Below are 18755 nucleotides of genomic sequence, written 5' to 3'. Positions count from 1 at the left end.
ATTTCAAACGCAGCTTTTATGTGGGATTAATCGAAACGGCAAAATTCAGACATAAAAAAAGAGCACCGAAGTGCTCTTTTTCATGCTGCGATGACTGCCGAAACAGCCATCGACATTAACGCAATTAAGCGATAATTTCAGCAACAACACCCGCACCAACAGTACGGCCGCCTTCACGGATTGCAAAACGCAGACCCTGATCCATAGCGATTGGCTTGATCAAAGTAACGGTCATTTTTACGTTGTCGCCTGGCATTACCATCTCAACGCCTTCTGGCAGTTGAACGTCACCGGTCACGTCAGTAGTACGGAAGTAGAACTGAGGACGGTAGCCTTTGAAGAACGGAGTATGACGGCCGCCTTCATCTTTAGACAGAACGTAAACTTCTGAAGTGAACTGGGTATGTGGCTTGATTGAACCCGGCTTAGCCAGAACCTGGCCACGCTCGATGTCTTCACGCTTGATACCACGCAGCAGAACACCACAGTTCTCGCCTGCCTGACCCTGGTCCAGCAGTTTGCGGAACATTTCAACGCCAGTACAGGTTGATTTCACAGTGTCTTTAAGGCCAACAACTTCAACTTCGTCGCCCACTTTAACGATACCGCGCTCAACACGACCGGTAACAACGGTACCACGGCCAGAGATTGAGAATACGTCTTCGATTGGCAGCAGGAACGGCTTGTCGATTGCACGAACTGGCTCTGGGATGTAAGTATCCAGGTGCTCAGCCAGCTCAATGATCTTAGCTTCCCACTCAGCGTCGCCTTCCAGCGCTTTCAGAGCAGAACCACGTACGATTGGAGTGTCGTCGCCTGGGAAGTCATAAGCTGACAGCAGGTCACGTACTTCCATCTCTACCAGTTCCAGCAGCTCTTCATCATCAACCATGTCGCACTTGTTCAGGAACACGATGATGTAAGGAACGCCAACCTGACGACCCAGCAGGATGTGCTCACGGGTCTGTGGCATTGGGCCATCAGTCGCAGCAACAACCAGGATCGCGCCGTCCATCTGCGCAGCACCGGTGATCATGTTTTTCACATAGTCGGCGTGGCCTGGGCAGTCAACGTGCGCATAGTGGCGAGACGGGGTTTCATATTCAACGTGAGAAGTGTTGATGGTGATACCACGTGCTTTCTCTTCTGGCGCTTTATCGATCTCATCGAATTTGCTTGCCTTACCGCCGTAGGTTTTAGCCAGTACGGTAGTAATTGCTGCAGTCAGGGTGGTTTTACCGTGGTCGACGTGACCGATGGTGCCCACGTTTACGTGCAGTTTGTTACGCTGAAATTGCTCTTTCGCCATGGCGATAATTCCTTACGTTGTGCCTTCATGAGTCATGAAGGCATCAGTTCACAATTTTTAAACCGTAGCTTATTTGCTACGAGCTTCAATAACGGCCTGAGCGACGTTGTTCGGCGCATCATCGTACTTCAGGAACTCCATGGAGTAAGAAGCACGGCCTTTGGTCAGAGAACGCAGCTGGGTTGCATATCCGAACATTTCAGACAGCGGAACTTCAGCATGGATCTGAACGCCAGTAGCGTTAGATTCCTGTCCTTTGAGCATACCACGACGACGGCTAAGGTCACCGATAACGTCACCGGTGTTCTCTTCCGGAGTCTCTACTTCAACCTTCATGATTGGCTCAAGCAGAACAGGTTGTGCTTTCTTAAAGCCATCTTTAAAGGCTAAAGAAGCAGCCAGTTTAAACGCCAGCTCAGAGGAGTCGACATCATGGTATGAACCGAAGTGCAGACGAACACCCAGATCAACTACCGGATAACCAGCCAGTGGACCTGATTTCAGCTGCTCCTGGAGACCTTTATCAACCGCAGGGATGTATTCAGTTGGAATCACACCGCCCTTGATATCGTTGACAAATTCGTAACCTTTCGGATTAACGCCAGGCTCCAGTGGGTACATGTCGATAACAACATGACCATACTGACCACGACCACCAGACTGCTTGGCGTGTTTACCTTCGATATCGGTAACTTTCGCGCGAATCGCTTCACGGTAAGCAACCTGAGGTTTACCGACGTTCGCTTCAACGTTGAATTCACGCTTCATGCGGTCAACGATGATGTCGAGGTGCAGCTCACCCATACCCGCGATGATGGTCTGGTTGGTTTCTTCATCAGTCCATACGCGGAATGATGGATCTTCTTTCGCCAGACGACCCAGAGCCAGACCCATTTTTTCCTGGTCAGCTTTGGTTTTCGGCTCAACGGCGATAGAGATTACCGGCTCAGGGAATTCCATACGCTCAAGAATGATGACGTTGTCTGGGTCACACAGGGTGTCACCAGTGGTTACGTCTTTCAGACCGATCGCAGCGGCGATATCGCCCGCACGAACTTCCTTGATCTCTTCACGTTTGTTCGCGTGCATCTGAACAATACGGCCCAGACGCTCACGGTTTGACTTAACCGGGTTGAACACGGTGTCACCGGTGTTAACAACACCAGAGTAAACGCGGAAGAAGGTCAGGTTACCAACAAACGGGTCGGTAGCGATTTTGAACGCCAGTGCAGCAAACGGCTCTTTGTCATCGGAATGACGCTCAGCCGGCGTGTCTTTACCGTCGTCCAGCATACCGTTAATCGCGGTAACGTCAGTCGGTGCTGGCAGGTATTCAACTACCGCATCCAGCATCGCCTGAACACCTTTGTTCTTAAATGCAGAACCACAGGTAACCAGGATGATTTCGTTTTTCAGAACGCGCTTGCGCAGAGAAGTTTTAATCTCTTCTTCGGTCAGTTCTTCACCGCCGAAGAATTTCTCCATCAGCTCATCAGAACCTTCAGCAGCGGCTTCAACCAGCTTCGCACGCCACTCTTCAGCCAGTTCCTGCATATCAGCTGGAATATCTTCGTAAACGAAGGTAACGCCCTGATCGGCATCGTTCCAGTTGATCGCTTTCATTTTCACCAGGTCAACAACACCGGTGAAACCTTCTTCTGCGCCGATAGCCAGCTGAAGTGGAACTGGGTTTGCACCCAAACGCACTTTCATCTGGTCAACAACTTTCAGGAAGTTAGCACCCATGCGGTCCATTTTGTTAACGAACGCGATGCGTGGAACTTTATATTTGTTAGCCTGGCGCCATACGGTTTCAGACTGTGGCTGAACACCACCAACTGCACAGTAAACCATTACTGCGCCATCAAGCACACGCATAGAACGCTCAACTTCGATGGTGAAGTCAACGTGTCCCGGGGTGTCGATGATGTTTACATGGTGTGGTTCAAACTGCTTAGCCATACCAGACCAGAAACAGGTAGTCGCAGCAGACGTGATGGTAATACCACGTTCCTGCTCCTGCTCCATCCAGTCCATGGTTGCTGCGCCGTCATGAACTTCACCGATTTTGTGGTTTACACCGGTGTAGAACAGAACACGTTCGGTAGTTGTAGTCTTACCGGCGTCGATGTGCGCACTGATACCAATGTTACGGTAGCGCTCAATGGGTGTTTTACGAGCCATTTGATTCCTCTGATTCTTAGACGTTCTAAGTTAAAAAAGCCCAGCAGGTGAGTCACTGGGACGCCCGCTGGGTTTATAACAACTACGTTGCTGTTACCAGCGGTAGTGTGCGAACGCCTTGTTGGCTTCAGCCATGCGGTGAACGTCTTCACGTTTCTTAACTGCAGTACCTTTGTTCTCTGCAGCATCAGAAAGTTCGTTCGCCAGGCGGAGAGCCATAGATTTATCACCGCGTTTACGAGCAGCTTCTACGATCCAACGCATTGCCAGGGCATTACGACGAACCGGACGGACTTCAACTGGAACCTGGTAGGTAGAACCACCAACGCGACGTGACTTAACTTCGACAGTCGGACGTACGTTTTCGAGAGCAACCTCGAACGCTTCCAGGCCATCTTTACCAGCGCGTTGAGCCAGGGTATCAAGCGCGGTATAGACGATAGATTCAGCAGTAGATTTTTTACCATCTACCATCAGGATATTTACAAATTTAGCCAGCAGCTCTGATCCGAACTTAGGATCCGGCAGAATTTTACGCTGACCAATGACGCGACGACGTGGCATGGAAATACTCCGTTGTTAATTCAGGATTGTCCAAAACTCTACGAGTTTAGTTTGACATTTAAGTTAAAACGTTTGGCCTTACTTAACGGAGAACCATTAAGCCTTTGGCTTCTTCACGCCGTACTTGGAGCGTGACTGCTTACGGTCTTTAACACCTGAGCAGTCCAGCGCGCCACGAACGGTGTGGTAACGCACACCTGGCAAGTCTTTAACACGACCGCCACGGATCAGGATCACTGAGTGTTCCTGCAGGTTATGACCTTCACCACCGATGTAGGAGGTAACTTCAAAACCGTTGGTCAAACGCACACGGCAAACTTTACGCAGTGCTGAGTTTGGTTTTTTAGGGGTAGTGGTGTACACACGAGTACATACACCACGTTTCTGCGGGCAAGCTTCCAGCGCAGGCACGTTGCTCTTTGCAACTTTGCGTACGCGTGGTTTGCGAACCAGCTGGTTAACTGTTGCCATTAAATAGCTCCTGGGATTTAGCTTTTTGCTTCGTAAACACGTAATAAATCGCCTCGTATTACTACGAGGAGGCAGAATTTTAGGGCTGTGTCAAAAGGGTGTCAAGAAATAACCAGGTTTTCGCTCTTACCAGGCCACTTGTTGTGGATGCTTCGCTGTCATCGCAACGAAACCAGTATAGTCCAAACGTGCTACATTGGTCGAAATTTGCTCATCCAGGCCGCGCGCGCCCACATCTTCTTCTAATACCCACAGCGTAGCCGGCGATGCGCTGAGCTTGATTAACATTTGGCTGCCAGCCAAAGCGGCGCTGACGCCATCCTGCAATAAAAGTAGATCGTCGCCTTCCTGCAATAAAAGCAGCAGGCTATCGAGGTCGCATTGCCAGGGAGATTGCAGCAGCGTGTAGAGCATGAGCAGTTCTCAGAATCGAATAACACGATGATAGGAAGCCAGCTTCTCGCGTAGCGATGCGGCCTCCAGCACCTCAGCAGCCAACACACGTTCAGCCGTCAAACTCTGCCCGCGCGCCAGCAAGGATTCGGCGCAGACAAAACACTGGTCAATATCGTATAACTCCAGCACGCCAAAGGTCGCGATGTAGTTACGCGCCAGAATTTGCTCAGGTTGCTGGTCGCGATTGAGCTGCAGCACGCCATCCCCAATAAAGAACAGACCGATATCTTCGCTTAGCGCGCCCGTCGCCAGCACAGCGTCCAGCCCTTCCCTGCCCGCGCTGCTGCCATGCGGTGCCTGAGTAAATAGAAAAGCCACGCGGTTCATCAGAATTGCACCAGACGATCGCAGCTGAGCGCGGCTTCTGCCAATGCGCCCAAACCGCTGAGTTCAAAACCCGGCTGCAAGTTACTGCCCGCCAGTTGCAAGCGCGCGGCTTCCTGCGCGTCGGTTACGCCACGACGTAATGCTGCGGCCACGCAGATATTCAGCGCGGCGCCACTTTCAGCGCGCAACTGCTGCCATTCACGCACCATATCCACCTCATCGCTAGCCGGCGCGCTCAGTTGGTTGGCGTTCAATACGCCTTCACGATAGAAGAACACGCTCTCCAGCTGGTGCCCGGCCTTAATAAGTGCGCGCGCAAACAGCAGCGCGCTGCTGGCGTGTTGCGTGCCGTATGCCGGTCCGGTGACCAGCAAGGTGTAGCGCATTAGCGATCCTGCCCCTGAAAATCACCGCTTTTAAACTGGCGAATGTAGAGGTAAACCGTGTGCTTGGAGATATTGAGGCGATCGGCCACCTGGTTAATCGCATCTTTAATGTCGAAGATACCCTTCTCATACATATTGAGCACGATCTGGCGATTCTTAGCATTATTGGAGACGTTACGGTCAGCGGTCACTTCTTCAATCGCGAACTCAAGCGTCTGCATCACCAGATCTTCCACCGAGCTGGCAAAGTTGACGTTGGAATCCACCTGCTGCATTTCCGGCGGCATAAAGGTCGACATAATCTGTGAGAACGGAACGTCGAGGTTCATGTTGATGCACAGCAAGCCAATAACGCGCTGCTGGCGATTGCGAATCGCGATCGTGACCGATTTCATCAGCACACCGCTTTTCGCGCGCGTGAAGTAGGCTCTGGAGACATTGCTGTCGGCGCCATGCATATCGTGCAGCATACGCAGCGCCAAATCGGTAATCGGCGAACCCACTTTACGCCCGGTATGTTCACCGTTGGCGATACGCACCGCAGAACACTTCAAATCTTCCAGCGAGTGCAGCACGATTTCGCAGTGCGAGCCAATCAGCATCGCCAGGCCATCGACAACGGCTTCGTAGGATTTGAGGATATCGTAATCTGCTTGCTCGAACGGACGTTGCTCCAGTAAATCGAAGTCAGTCAGTTCACCGGGATTGAATGGATTAGACATCGAAGACATTACCCTAAATGGCTGGAGCCTGTCTCGACAGCATTGGGGCAGACTCATATTGTGATAATTGTGCAGGCGCTAGTCTGGCAAATGTGCTGGTCTTTAGCCAGACCTTTACTCTCTTCTCCGCAATAAAAACGCCGCCCGAGGGCGGCGTGATGCAGAAAGTTAAGATTACTGGGCTTTCTGATCGGCAGCGACTGGAGCCTGCGCTTTTTCGTCCGCTTTCGGCGCGGGTTTGATGTCGAGCAGTTCAACATCGAACACCAGCGTAGAGTTGGCCGGAATACCCGGAACGCCATTTTTACCGTAAGCCAGGTTCGGTGGGATCACCAGCTTGATTTTACCGCCTTTCTTCACGTGCTTCAGACCTTCGGTCCAGCCCGGAATCACACCGTCCAGACGGAACGACAGCGGCTCACCGCGGGTATAAGAGTTATCGAACTCAGTACCGTCGATCAGCGTCCCTTTGTAGTTCACAACCACAGTGTCGCTGTCTTTCGGCGCGCTACCGGTACCCTCTTTCTCTACCTGATACAGCAGGCCAGATTCGGTTTTCTTCACGCCTTTTTCTTTAGCGAATTTGTCAGCGTAAGCGGAACCCTTATCAGAGTTCTCTTTCGCGTCTTTTTCCATCTTCGCCTGAGCAGCACCTTTTACGCGGCCTTCAAAGGCCTGCAGGGTTTGCTCGATCTCTTGATCAGAGAGTTTGCTCTTGCCGCCAAAGGCGTCCTGAACACCCGCGATCAACTGATCTTTATCCAGTTTGATGCCCAGCTTCTCTTGTTCCTTCAGAGAGTTGTCCATGTAGCGACCCAGGGACGCGCCAAGTGCATAAGCTGATTGCTGGTCTTCGTTTTTGAAGGCAGCATTTTTCGGTGCTTGCGGCGCAGCCTGAGCGGCGTCAGCTGGAGCAGCGGCGGTTTCTGCTGCCATTGCCAGCGGTGCATTCAGCGCGAAGGCCATGGTGGTAGCTAACAATGTGACTTTAAACAGTGAATTCATCCTTTCTCCAAAACCGAAGCCTCTAACCTCGGGAATCATTGCGGACTGAGGCCCACACTATAACTTTACGTGGCAGCGGCGAACACTCCCACAATGTAATTACCCGTCCAACCTCCGACCTTTTTTGCTTCAGGAAGTTTCATCAGAGATATAGGCGTTATGCGGCGTTTCAATGCAGCATGGCGCGGAAAGGTAAAATATCAGGTGATTCTGAAGCGAAAGGCCGTAGAATCAGGCCCGAAACAGACTAACGTGCAGCACCGCAAGATGAGGAAAGATCATGCAACCAACAGAATGGGAACAACGCCTTGAGGCGCTGGAGAGCAAGCTGGCTTTTCAGGAATACACCATCGATCAGCTCAATCAAACGGTGGTTCAGCATGAGCTGGAGATGATCAGACTGCGTGAGCAGGTCCGTCTGTTAATCGATAAAGTGAAAGATAGCGCGCCGTCGATGATCGCCTCACAGGCAGAAGAAACCCCGCCACCGCATTACTAAAAAGAAAAGGCCACCCGAAGGTGGCCTCGCCAGCGTAACACTGATTAGTGGCTGCAACCGCAACCGCCAGTGCCACAACCGCCCTGGCCGTGATCGTGACCATGGTCGTGGTCGTGGTCGTGGTCGTGATGATGACCATCAGCGCCATGCACGTGGCCGTGCGCCAGCTCTTCTTCGGTCGCTGCGCGAATCGCCACAACTTCCACGTTGAAGTTCAGGTTCTGACCCGCCAGCATGTGGTTACCATCAACCACTACGTGCTCATCTTCAACTTCGGTGATTTCAACCGGTACTGGACCCTGATCGGTTTCTGCCAGGAAGCGCATGCCAACCTGCAGTTCGTCAACGCCCATAAACACGTCTTTTGGTACGCGCTGTACGAGGTTGTCATCGTATTGACCGTAAGCGTCATTCGCCGGGATATGCACGTCAAACTTATCGCCTACATCATGATTTTCCAGCGCTTTTTCCAGACCAGAAATCAGGGAACCATGACCGTGCAGATAGTCCAACGGTGCACTCACCGGTGACTCGTCAACCAACACACCGTCTTCGGTACGAACCTGATACGCCAGGCTCACCACCAGGTCTTTTGCTACTTTCATGATATCTCCTAACCGTTGAGAACTAAGATCCCGTCCCATTGGTCAATTTTGCGTGCAATAACCAACCAGAAAGGTTCAAGACTGAGGATGCCAACAAATGTGTTGTTGCATACTGCTCAGCGTTAATGGCGCCGATTGTAGCGGAATTCAATCCCGCTGTAAGTTCAAGCTTAAAAAAAGCTGAGCCATTGCGCTACTCAGGATGAAAAATGCCGATCACTTGCTCATTGCTGCGAACCTGATCGCGCACCTGCTTATCCGCTTCCCGCATTTGATGACCACACTCGACGCATTCCACCACATCAACATTGTTCTCACGCCACAATGCCAACGTGTCTTTTTCCTGGCAGTGCGGGCAAACCGCACCGGCAATAAATTGTTTACGCATACTGTTTCCTGCCGTCGTTAGTGAACGGATTAAGTAAGTATAGTTCTACTCGTCATCCCAGCCGTCAAACTGACGTTTCTCGTGCTGCATTTCGCGCTGGAAGATATCCTCCAGCTCGCGCCGCGCCTCGCGCACACGCGAAACTTGCGCGCTGTCATCGTGGCTGGGCACCAGCTCACGCAGCATACGCATATCCAGACGACGGAAATGTTGCTGCGCGCGCTGCGCCTGATGCGGATGCATGCCCAGCGAGATCAGCGTTTTACGACCCAGCTCCAGCGCACTGGAGAACGTCTCACGCGAGAACAGCGTAACACCCGCCTGCAACAGTTCGTGCGCCTCAACACGTCCACGCGCACGCGCCAGGATTTCCAGCTGCGGGAAATGCTGCTGACACAGTTGCACGATGGTCATCGAATCTTCCGGATCGTTACAGGTAATGACGATGGATTGCGCATTCTCCGCGCCCGCCGCACGCAGCAGCTCCAGCTCGGTGGCGTCGCCATAGTAAACCTTATAGCCATATTTACGCATCAGGCTCACCGCGGAGATATCACGCTCCAGCACGGTAATGCGCTTGTTGTTCGCCATCAGCAAACGGCCAACAACCTGACCAAAACGACCAAAGCCCACCACAATGACCTGCGGCTGATCGTCCTCAACAAAGTGCTTCTCGGCATTTTCATCGGGCTCATTAAAGCGGTGCGCCAGTAAACGATCGATGCCGTTCATCAGCAGCGGCGTGGTCATCATGGATAACGTCACCGTCACCAGCAGCAGCGGCATTTGGTCGCCGCTGAACATTTTGGCCGACGACGCCGCCGAGAACAGCACAAAGGCGAACTCGCCGCCCTGGCTTAATACACCGGCAAACTGCTGGCGCTCCGAACTGCGCAGGCCATAAATGCGCCCCAGCACATACAGCACCAGCGTTTTCACCGTCACCAGAATCAGCACGCCCAACAAAATTTCAGTGATGTGGGTATAAAGCACGCCGAGATTCAGCGCCATGCCAACCGAAATAAAGAACAAGCCCAGCAACAAACCTTTGAACGGTTCGATGGCCACTTCCAGCTCGTGGCGATACTCGCTTTCCGCCAACAGAATACCCGCGATGAAAGTACCGAGCGCCATCGACAGACCGAGCGCATCCATAAACAGTGCCGAACCCAGCACCAGCAGCAGCGAGGCGGCAGTAAACACTTCGCGCACGCCGGATGCGGCAATGAAGCGCAGAATCGGGCGCAGCAGATAACGACCACCAATCAGCATCCCGCCGAACGCCAGCACTTTCATCCCAACTTTCAACCAGTCAACATGACCGCTGTCGCCGCCCGCCAGCAGCGGCACCAGCGCCAACGCGGGAATCACCGCTAGATCCTGGAACAGCAACACTGAGAAACCGAGCTGTCCCGATTCACTGCGGTTCATGCCTTTATCGCGCATCAGCTGCAGCGCCATCGCCGTGGATGACATTGCCAGACCAATGCCGCCAATCACCGCCGCCTGCCAGCTAAAGTCGGTCAGCCACAGCAATCCGCCGAGAATGGCGGCGGAAATCAGCACCTGAGCCGCACCAACGCCAAATATCGAACGGCGCAGCGCCCACAGTTTCGAGGGGTTCAGTTCAAGCCCGATGATGAACATCAGGAACACCACGCCGAGTTCCGAGAAGTGCAAAATCTCCTCGACGTCGCTGATGAACCCCAAACCCCACGGACCAATCGCGATACCGGCCAGCAGATAGCCCAGCACCGCGCCAATGCCGAGACGCGCCGCAATCGGCACAATCAGCACCGCCGCGACCAGATAAATCACGCCCGCCGTCAGTAACGTTTCGCCTTCCATCACACTCCTCCCTGCGGCAGCGGTGAAGCCAGCCAGTCGCCGTATGCGCGCGCAAAATTACGCATCACTTCCGGCGTTTGTCGACGCGCCCAGTAAATCACCATCGGCGTCATCCAGTGCATGCGGCACATCTGCGCCGTCAGCTCAAACGGACGCATGATGTCACTCATCGGATAGCGATTCAGGCCGCTGGGGTGATACGCCGCTTCCGGTTCGCCGGTGGTGACCACGCTGCGCCAGTATTTGCCTTCCAGCGCATTACCATCCGGTCCGCTGGCAAAGCCGCGCGACAGCACACGATCCAGCCATTCCTTCAGGAGCGCCGGGCAGCTGTAGGTATAAAGTGGATGTTGGAATACAACGATTTGATGGTCGCGCAGCAGCTGCTGCTCATAGTGAATATCAATAAAAAAATCCGGATAGTGGGCGTATAAATCGTGCACCGTGACGTGGTCCAGTTCCATAGCCGACTGCAGCAAAACCCGATTAGCAATCGAATCCTGTGATTCCGGATGGGCGTAAAGCAGCAATATTTTGGGTGGCTGCGACATCGTTCCCCTCCAAAGCGTCGTCACGGCACAGGAATTCCGCTACCATGCTCGACGCAACAAATTTTCTCGAATTATGTTGCCGGTAAATTAACATATTCTGACGATACGGCGCTTATGATTGTCTTTTCAGCACTACAAATTCGCCGCGGCACCAATGTGCTGCTGGATAACGCAACAGCCACCATTAACCCAGGCCAGAAAGTTGGCTTAGTGGGCAAAAATGGCTGCGGCAAATCGACGCTGCTGTCATTGCTGAAGGGCGAAATCAGCAGCGATGCAGGTAACGCTACGTTCCCGAGCAACTGGGCGCTGGCGTGGGTCAATCAGGAAACCCCAGCGCTGAGCAAACCCGCGCTGGAGTATGTTATCGACGGCGACCGTGAATATCGTCAGCTTGAATCCGAATTGGCCGACGCCAATGCGCGCAACGATGGCAACGCCATCGCCCTGCTGCACGGCAAGCTGGATGCGATTCAGGCGTGGAGCATACCTGCTCGCGCCTCAAGTTTGTTGCACGGTTTGGGCTTTAGCCAGGAACAATTAATGCGGCCGGTGAGCGATTTCTCCGGTGGCTGGCGCATGCGCCTTAACCTCGCACAGGCGCTAGTGTGCCGTTCCGATCTGCTTCTGCTCGATGAACCGACTAACCACCTCGATCTGGATGCGGTGATCTGGCTTGAACGCTGGCTGAAAAGCTACGAAGGCACGCTGGTGCTGATTTCGCACGACCGCGACTTCCTCGATCCGGTGGTCGATAAGATCATCCACATTGAACAGCAGACGATGTTTGAATACACCGGCAACTACAGCTCGTTCGAACGTCAGCGCGGCGCCAAGCTGGCGCAGCAGCAAGCGTTGTTCCAGAGCCAGCAGGAAAAAGTGGCGCATCTGCAGAAGTATATCGATCGCTTCCGCGCGCAGGCCACCAAAGCCAAGCAGGCGCAGAGCCGCATCAAAATGCTGGAGCGCATGGAGCTGATTGCGCCGGCGCACGTCGATAACCCGTTCAGCTTCAGTTTCCGCGCGCCAGAAAGCTTGCCGAATCCGTTGCTGAAGATGGAGCGCGTCACCGCCGGTTATGGCGAGCGCATCATTCTCGACGCCATCAAACTCAACCTTGTGCCGGGTTCGCGTATTGGCCTGCTGGGCCGTAACGGCGCGGGTAAATCGACGCTGATTAAGCTGCTAGCCGGAGAGCTCGAGGCGCTGGATGGCAAAGTTGGCCTGGCGAAAGGCATTAAGCTCGGTTACTTCGCCCAGCATCAGCTGGAATACCTGCGCGCCGATGAATCGCCGTTGCAACATTTATCACGCATCGCGCCGAAAGTGCTGGAGCAGCAGCTGCGCGACTACCTTGGCGGCTTCGGCTTCCAGGGCGATAAAGTCAGCGAAATCACCGAGCGTTTCTCCGGCGGCGAAAAAGCGCGTCTGGTGCTGGCATTAATTGTCTGGCAGCGCCCGAACCTGCTGCTGCTTGATGAACCAACTAACCACCTCGATCTCGATATGCGTCAGGCGCTGACCGAAGCGCTGATTGATTTCGAAGGCGCGCTGGTGGTGGTCTCGCACGATCGTCATCTGCTGCGCGCCACCACCGACGATCTCTATCTGGTGCACGACGGCAAGGTCGACGTGTTTGAGGGCGATCTGGAAGATTATCAGCAGTGGCTGAGCGATTTGCAGAAGCAGCAAGCGCAACAGGATGCCGCACCGAAGCAGGACAACGGCAACAGCGCGCAATCGCGCAAAGACCAGAAACGCCGCGACGCCGAACTGCGCGCACAAACGCAGCCGCTGCGTAAAGAGATCGAGAAGCTTGAGAAGCAGATGGTGAAGTGGCAGAGCCAGCTCAGCGACGCGGAAGCCCAGTTAGCCGACAGCGGGATTTACGATCAGAGCCGCAAAGCCGATTTGAATGTGGCGCTGCTACGTCAGGCCGAGAGTAAGGCGGCGCTGGAAGAGGTCGAAATGGCGTGGCTGGATGCGCAGGAACAGCTGGAGCAGATGCTGGCGGGGTGAGTGTGCACGCTGTCCCCCTCCTCGGTCCTCCCCCATAAATGGGGGAGGAAGATGCTGCCACATGTTGGTGATGAAGCTGCATGTGGCAGCATCTCCTTCCCCCGCAAGCGGGGGAAGGCCGGGATGGGGGAATGCGAGCACTATTCCATTTAAAACGGCTTATCCCCTAACACCGTCGCGCGATGCATCACCCGCCGCGCCGGATAATAATCCGCATTAGCATAGTGTTGGGTCACTCGGTTATCCCAAATCGCCACATCATTCTCCTGCCAGCGCCAGCGCACCTGGAATTCCGGTTTGGCGCTATGCCAAAACAGGAAGTTAAGCAGCGCATCGCTCTCTTTTTCGCTCAAGCCCAGCAAACGCGTGGTAAAACCTTCGTTGACAAACAGCGCCTTGCGTCCGCTCACCGGGTGGGTACGAATCACCGGATGCTGCACCGGCGGGTTCTTTGCCACCGCTTGCTGCCAGCGCTGATGCTCTTCCTCAGTTTTGCGGTATTTGTACTCCTGAAACGACTTCTTAAAGTCGTGCTCCGCCTGTAGCCCATTCAACAGCGTCTTAAACGGTTCAGAGAGCGCTTCATAGGCCGCAATCCCGGTTGACCACAAGGTATCGCCGCCGCTTTCCGGCAGCAGCTTCGAAGCCAGGATTGCAATTGCCGGCGGGGTTTGAATAAAGGTGACATCGGTGTGCCAGTTGTCGTTATCCGGCGGATTATCCTGATGCGTATCCAGCACGATGATCTCTTCCACGCCTTCCGCATGCGGATAGACCGGATGGATATGCAGATCGCCAAAGCGAATCGCCAGCGCGCGCTGCTGTTCCGGGGTAATCACTTGATTGCGCAGGAACAGCACCTGATGGCGCAGCAAGCCATGATAGAGCTGTTCAAACTGGGCATCGCTCAGCGGACGGCTGAGATCAACATCGCTAACCTGCGCCCCGATATTCGGGCCCAGAGCGGTAAAAGAAAGTCGTTCGTTCATTGCTGTTCTCCATTCCAGGGCGTTAGTCGGCGCTGCAAGGCGCGCAGACCCAGTTCTAAGCCAAAGGCAATCAGGGCAATCACGGCGATTCCGGCCAGCACCACGTCGGTGGCGAGGAACTCACCGGCCGACTGCACCATAAAGCCGAGTCCACGCGTAGCGGCAATCAGTTCCGCCGCCACCAGCGTTGACCAACCTACGCCGAGACCAATGCGCAAACCGGTGAGGATTTCCGGCAGCGCGCCAGGCAGAATCACGTAGCGCAGCAGTTGCCAGCGCGATGCGCCAAGCGCCTGCGCCGCGCGAATCCGTACCTGCTGGGCATTCTTCACACCCGCCAGCGTCGACAAGGTCACCGGCGCGAAAATCGCCAGATAAATCAGTAAAATCTTCGAGGTTTCGCCGATGCCAAACCAGATCACCATTAGCGGCAAATAGGCCAGCGGCGGCACCGGGCGATAGAGTTCGATCAGCGGATCAAGCAGGCCGCGAATCGCCGGGCTCAGGCCCATGGCGATGCCGACCGGAATCCCAATCAGCGCGGCGAAGAACAGCGCCACCAGCATACGCGCCAGGCTGGCGCCCAGATGCTGCCATAACGTGGCGTCCATAAAGCCTTGCGGGCTGGCAATCAATATTAATTTCTGCAGCACCACTTGCGGCGGCGGTAAAAACAGCGGCGCCACTAAGCCGAGCGAGGTGATAGCCCACCACAACAGCAGCAACAAGCCCACGCTGAGCAGGCTGAGTGAGAACTGGCGCGACAACGGCCAGCGCAGTCCACGACGACGCATTTGGGTCTTCCCATCAATCACCGCACTCATATAAACGCCTCACGCTGGGAAAACACCTGATTCAGTACATATTCACGACGTTCGATAAACGCCGGATCGGATTTGATGCTGCGGCACGGTTCCCCGGCGGCGAAGCGTTGGCCGAAGTCGAGTTTCAAACGCTCCATTACGCGGCCCGGTCCCGGCGACAGCAGCACTAATTCGCTGGCGAGGAACACCGCCTCTTCGATGTCGTGGGTGATCAGCAGAATCTGCTTGCCGGTATCACGCCACAGCGTTAGCAGCAAGGTTTGCATCTGTTCACGGGTAAAGGCGTCCAGCGCGCCAAACGGCTCATCTAACAGCAGCAACTGAGGATCAGCCGCCAGCGCACGCGCAATGCCCACGCGCTGACGTTGACCCCCAGAGAGCTGCCAGATATAACGCTGCTCTGCACCTTCCAGTCCTACTTTGCGGATCAAACGGCGTGCAATGGTATGGCGCTCCGCCTTCGCCATACCCGCCAGTTGCAAACCGAACGAAACGTTATCGATCACGTTACGCCACGGCAGTAATCCTTCATTTTGAAACACTACGCCGCGCTCAGCGCCCGGCCCTTTTACCGCTTTGCCATCCAGCGTAATGCTGCCAGATTCCAGCGGCAGAAAGCCGGCGATGAGGTTCAGCAGCGTGGTTTTGCCACAGCCGGAAGGACCTAACACCACCAGCAGGTCTCGGCTGCCCAGCTGCAGGTTGATGTCCTGCAGCGCGGGTTGTCCGGCGTAACGCGCATTGAGATGGATGATGTTAAGCATACGGCCTCCGGTTATTTCACTAAGGGTGCAACGAAGCGCGTGGTGACGAAGCTGCTGTAATCGCTATCCGCTTCTGGCACTTTGCCCTGCTCTTTCAGGAAGCCGGCAGTATCGACAATCGCCTTGTTCACCGGCTTGCCGAGCTGCTCCACCTGCTGCTGCGCGGTGAGGTACGTGTTGCCTTTCACCAGCACCGGCACATCCGCTTCGGGTACACCGCTCAGGCGCGCCAGCTTGCTCAGGTTGTCTGACTGCTTCAGCCATTGATCCGGATTGGCGATGTAAGCTTGCTGCGCTTCAACGGCGCTGCGGGCAAAGGCGGTGACGATTTCTGGATGCTGCTGCGCAAAGTCTTTACGCACCACCCACACATCGAGCGTTGGCGCGCCCCACTTGCCGACCTGCGAAGAGTCCGTCAGCACCTTGCCATCTTTCTCCAGCTCGTTGACCGCCGGAGACCAGACGTAAGCGCCGTCAATGTCACCGCGTTTCCAGGCAGCAATAATCGCCGGCGGCTGCAGGTTGACTAAGGTCACTTGCGAAGGCTTGATGCCCCAATGCTTGAGCGCGGCGAGGAAGCTGTAGTGCGTAGTCGAGATGAACGGCACGGCGATGCGCTTGCCAATCAGGTCTTTAGGATCTTTGATGGTTTTCTTCACCACCAGCGCTTCGGAGTTACCGAGCTGAGAGGCCAGCAGGAAAGCTTCAATCGGCAGCTTTTGCGTGGCGGCGACCGCCAGCGGGCTGGAACCGATATTACCAATCTGCACGTCGCCCGACGCCAGTGCACGTAACACGCTGGCCCCGCTATCAAATTTGCGCCAGTCGACGGTAGCACCGCTCTCTTTGGCGAAGGTGTTATCCGCCTGCGCCACTTTGGCTGGTTCAGCCGAGGTCTGATACGCCACGGTAACGGTGACCGCTTGCGCCTGGAACGCCATCAGGGCCAGAGCCGCTGTGACCGCCGTTATTGTTTTTTTCATTGCCATCATCATTCACCCCAATGTGTTTTGTCTGGGCAGTTTCTCCAGCAACAGTAATTTCATAAAGGAATTAAAAATTATCCCTAATGACGATCCGTTCTTAGATCAACATCGGGCAAGGCTATGCAAAAAGTGCAAATGGAAAGAAAAGGAAAGCGGTAAATATGTCACACGCTCACATGGCAGCTGTGATATTGATAGAGATCTCATTTTTTAACTCTTTACTAACGGTCCTGAATCCATGTCGATAGAAAAAGTCGCACACCTGGCTGGCGTGTCAAAAGCCACCGTTTCACGGGTTTTGAACCAGAATCCCGGCGTGCGCCCGGATACGCGTGCCAAAGTGCTGGCGGCCATCGACATCTGCGACTATCAGCCCAACCTGCTGGCGCGCCAGCTGCGCACTTCGCAAAGCCATATGTTGTTAGTGCTGATTCCCGACATTACCAATCCGTTCTGCTCACGCGTGGTTCAGGGCATTGAAGCCGAAGCTGAAGCGCAGGGTTACCACATTCTGCTGTGTAACTCGGGATCGCAGTTGCGGCGCGAAGCGGCCTACATTGCGCTGCTCACCGGCAAAGTGGTCGACGGCGTGATCACCATGGATGCCGCCAGCAGCCTGCATGAGCTGAAAGAATTGATTGGCGATCAGCCTTGGGTGCAGTGCGCGGAATACGATCCGTCGATCGCCGCCTCAAGCGTGGCGATTGATAATAAAGAAGCGGCTTTCGAAACCGTGCGTTATCTGGCGAGCAAAGGCCGACGTCGTATTGCGCTGGTGAACTGTGATATGCGCTACCTCTATTCACATAAGCGTGAAGAGGGATATCGCGCGGCGCTGGAGCAGCTGGATCTCAGCTGGTGCGGTGTGGCTTATGCCGAGAATATCACCTGCGAAGCGGGCAGTGCGGCTTTGCGCGAACTGCTCACGCAGCCGGAACCGCCGGATGCGGTGTTTGCGGTATCAGATGTGTTGGCGGTCGGCGTCATCCACGCGGCGTTGGAAGCAGGTTTACGCGTGCCGGAAGATTTAGCGGTGGTTGGATTTGATGGCATCAACTTTACCAGCAGCCTGAATCCACCGCTGACCACGATTGAGCAGCCGATGAATCGTATGGGTGTGCGCAGCGTACAGCTGTTGCTGCAACGCATCCGCCAGCCTAACGCGTCGGTGGTCAATGAAGTGTTGCCGTGGAAGCGCGTTGAACGCGCTTCCAGCTAACTTAGCGCCAAATCAGCAATACGCAGGCAGCGGTGAGCAAGCCCATCGCCAGATTGAAGATTTTCCACGCGCGTGGGCTGCGCAGCAGACGTCCAATCAGCGAGCCAAAGCCCATCCAGATCACCCCGGAAACCACGTTCACCATGAACATGCCGATGCTGATCGCCACCACCGAATGCAGATATTCGCTGCCCGCCAGGCTGAAGCTGGCCACCGCGCCGAGCGCCATCAGCCAGGCTTTCGGGTTGATCAACTGCAGCAAGCCGCCTTGCCAGAAAGGCATCTGCTTCACCGTGACATCGTCGGTTTCCAGTTTTTCATACTCGGCGCTAGCGATTTTCCATGCCAGCCACAGCAGATAAAGGCTACCGGCAATCTTCAGGATGAGATGCAGCGAGGGATAAAGCAGGATGAGGCCGCCGATGCCAAATGCCACCATTAGCAACATGACTTGCATACCAATCATGATACCAATCAGCAGCGGAATGGTGCGCAGGAAGCCAAAATTAGCACCCGAGGCGGTAAGTAACATATTATTGGGCCCGGGCGTGATGGCCGCGACCCAGAGAAAACCTAACATTGATAAAAAAAGACTCAGTTCCATGTATATTCGGGTGCTCCTCACCCAGTAAAGCGAAC

21 protein-coding genes are annotated in these 18755 nt (G+C 54.6%); 3 read left to right on the top strand and 18 right to left on the bottom strand.

Annotated features, from left to right (window positions below; translation table 11 throughout):
• Positions 1–124 precede the first annotated feature (124 nt).
• From tuf to fkpA, 9 genes are all read right to left on the bottom strand, one after another.
• Positions 125–1309: an elongation factor Tu gene (gene tuf / locus K5Y32_RS23700; protein ID WP_110867595.1), complete on the bottom strand. Its 1185-nt coding sequence runs from the start codon at positions 1307–1309 to the stop codon at positions 125–127.
• Positions 1310–1378: 69 nt separating this feature from the next.
• Positions 1379–3493 (bottom strand): elongation factor G, encoded by a 2115-nt coding sequence (fusA, locus tag K5Y32_RS23695; protein WP_101762633.1) that lies wholly within the window; start codon positions 3491–3493, stop codon positions 1379–1381.
• 93 nt (positions 3494–3586) lie between these two features.
• On the bottom strand, positions 3587–4057 hold the full coding sequence (rpsG, locus tag K5Y32_RS23690) for a 30S ribosomal protein S7 (protein ID WP_007886246.1): 471 nt from the start codon (positions 4055–4057) through the stop codon (positions 3587–3589).
• A 96-nt stretch (positions 4058–4153) separates the two neighbouring features.
• Positions 4154–4528, bottom strand: coding sequence for a 30S ribosomal protein S12 (gene rpsL, locus K5Y32_RS23685; RefSeq protein ID WP_006120575.1), 375 nt, complete (start codon positions 4526–4528; stop codon positions 4154–4156).
• Positions 4529–4654: 126 nt separating this feature from the next.
• On the bottom strand, positions 4655–4942 hold the full coding sequence (gene tusB / locus K5Y32_RS23680; protein ID WP_137386634.1) for a sulfurtransferase complex subunit TusB: 288 nt from the start codon (positions 4940–4942) through the stop codon (positions 4655–4657).
• Between the two features lie 9 nt (positions 4943–4951).
• A complete protein-coding gene (gene tusC / locus K5Y32_RS23675) occupies positions 4952–5311 on the bottom strand; it encodes a sulfurtransferase complex subunit TusC (RefSeq protein ID WP_222186052.1) in 360 nt (119 codons plus the stop codon).
• A complete protein-coding gene (tusD, locus tag K5Y32_RS23670) occupies positions 5311–5697 on the bottom strand; it encodes a sulfurtransferase complex subunit TusD (protein WP_110867598.1) in 387 nt (128 codons plus the stop codon). The genes tusC and tusD overlap by 1 nt, the downstream gene beginning before the upstream one ends.
• Positions 5697–6419, bottom strand: a complete 723-nt coding sequence (locus K5Y32_RS23665) for a transcriptional regulator (protein ID WP_222186051.1) — start codon at positions 6417–6419, stop codon at positions 5697–5699. The genes tusD and K5Y32_RS23665 overlap by 1 nt, the downstream gene beginning before the upstream one ends.
• Positions 6420–6593: 174 nt before the next feature.
• The gene (gene fkpA, locus K5Y32_RS23660; RefSeq protein WP_101762637.1) at positions 6594–7424 is read right to left on the bottom strand and encodes an FKBP-type peptidyl-prolyl cis-trans isomerase; all 831 of its coding nucleotides are present in this window, start codon (positions 7422–7424) and stop codon (positions 6594–6596) included.
• A gap of 280 nt (positions 7425–7704) precedes the next feature.
• Here fkpA and K5Y32_RS23655 point away from each other — a divergent pair, with 280 nt between their 5' ends.
• Complete coding sequence (locus K5Y32_RS23655; protein ID WP_101762638.1) at positions 7705–7923, top strand: protein SlyX; 219 nt, start codon at positions 7705–7707, stop codon at positions 7921–7923.
• Positions 7924–7967: 44 nt separating this feature from the next.
• Here the strand turns inward: K5Y32_RS23655 and slyD are convergent, their stop codons facing one another.
• From slyD to kefG, 4 genes are all read right to left on the bottom strand, one after another.
• Positions 7968–8528: a peptidylprolyl isomerase gene (gene slyD, locus K5Y32_RS23650; RefSeq protein WP_222186050.1), complete on the bottom strand. Its 561-nt coding sequence runs from the start codon at positions 8526–8528 to the stop codon at positions 7968–7970.
• A 193-nt stretch (positions 8529–8721) separates the two neighbouring features.
• Positions 8722–8916 carry a YheV family putative zinc ribbon protein gene (locus K5Y32_RS23645; RefSeq protein ID WP_007892203.1) on the bottom strand — a complete coding sequence of 65 codons (195 nt, stop codon included), beginning with the start codon at positions 8914–8916 and terminating at the stop codon, positions 8722–8724.
• 45 nt (positions 8917–8961) lie between these two features.
• A complete protein-coding gene (gene kefB / locus K5Y32_RS23640) occupies positions 8962–10764 on the bottom strand; it encodes a glutathione-regulated potassium-efflux system protein KefB (RefSeq protein WP_008101837.1) in 1803 nt (600 codons plus the stop codon).
• A complete protein-coding gene (gene kefG, locus K5Y32_RS23635) occupies positions 10764–11315 on the bottom strand; it encodes a glutathione-regulated potassium-efflux system ancillary protein KefG (RefSeq protein WP_137386639.1) in 552 nt (183 codons plus the stop codon). The genes kefB and kefG overlap by 1 nt, the downstream gene beginning before the upstream one ends.
• 114 nt (positions 11316–11429) lie before the next feature.
• Here kefG and K5Y32_RS23630 point away from each other — a divergent pair, with 114 nt between their 5' ends.
• Positions 11430–13334: an ABC transporter ATP-binding protein gene (locus tag K5Y32_RS23630; RefSeq protein ID WP_222186049.1), complete on the top strand. Its 1905-nt coding sequence runs from the start codon at positions 11430–11432 to the stop codon at positions 13332–13334.
• Between the two features lie 149 nt (positions 13335–13483).
• On the opposite strand, the gene tauD is transcribed toward K5Y32_RS23630, so the two are convergent.
• The 4 genes from tauD to tauA are packed head-to-tail and all read right to left on the bottom strand — an operon-like array spanning position 13484 to position 16903.
• Entirely contained in the window at positions 13484–14323 is an 840-nt protein-coding gene (tauD, locus tag K5Y32_RS23625; RefSeq protein WP_154157202.1) for a taurine dioxygenase, read from the bottom strand.
• Entirely contained in the window at positions 14320–15147 is an 828-nt protein-coding gene (gene tauC / locus K5Y32_RS23620; RefSeq protein ID WP_222186048.1) for a taurine ABC transporter permease TauC, read from the bottom strand. Before tauC ends, tauD begins: the two co-directional genes overlap by 4 nt.
• Complete coding sequence (gene tauB, locus K5Y32_RS23615) at positions 15144–15911, bottom strand: taurine ABC transporter ATP-binding subunit (protein ID WP_222186047.1); 768 nt, start codon at positions 15909–15911, stop codon at positions 15144–15146. Before tauB ends, tauC begins: the two co-directional genes overlap by 4 nt.
• 11 nt (positions 15912–15922) lie before the next feature.
• Complete coding sequence (gene tauA / locus K5Y32_RS23610; RefSeq protein WP_370635137.1) at positions 15923–16903, bottom strand: taurine ABC transporter substrate-binding protein; 981 nt, start codon at positions 16901–16903, stop codon at positions 15923–15925.
• Between the two features lie 232 nt (positions 16904–17135).
• Here tauA and K5Y32_RS23605 point away from each other — a divergent pair, with 232 nt between their 5' ends.
• Complete coding sequence (locus tag K5Y32_RS23605; RefSeq protein ID WP_222186045.1) at positions 17136–18116, top strand: LacI family DNA-binding transcriptional regulator; 981 nt, start codon at positions 17136–17138, stop codon at positions 18114–18116.
• Position 18117: 1 nt separating this feature from the next.
• On the opposite strand, the gene K5Y32_RS23600 is transcribed toward K5Y32_RS23605, so the two are convergent.
• Positions 18118–18720, bottom strand: a complete 603-nt coding sequence (locus K5Y32_RS23600) for a LysE family translocator (RefSeq protein ID WP_110867604.1) — start codon at positions 18718–18720, stop codon at positions 18118–18120.
• Between the last annotated feature and the right edge of the window lie 35 nt (positions 18721–18755).

It is taken from the genome of Pantoea sp. DY-15, from assembly GCF_019795935.1.
Classification (GTDB): Bacteria; Pseudomonadota; Gammaproteobacteria; order Enterobacterales; family Enterobacteriaceae; genus Pantoea; species Pantoea leporis.
The sequence above is the reverse complement of the archived record's forward strand: the minus strand, read 5'-3'. Positions and strand labels throughout refer to the sequence as shown.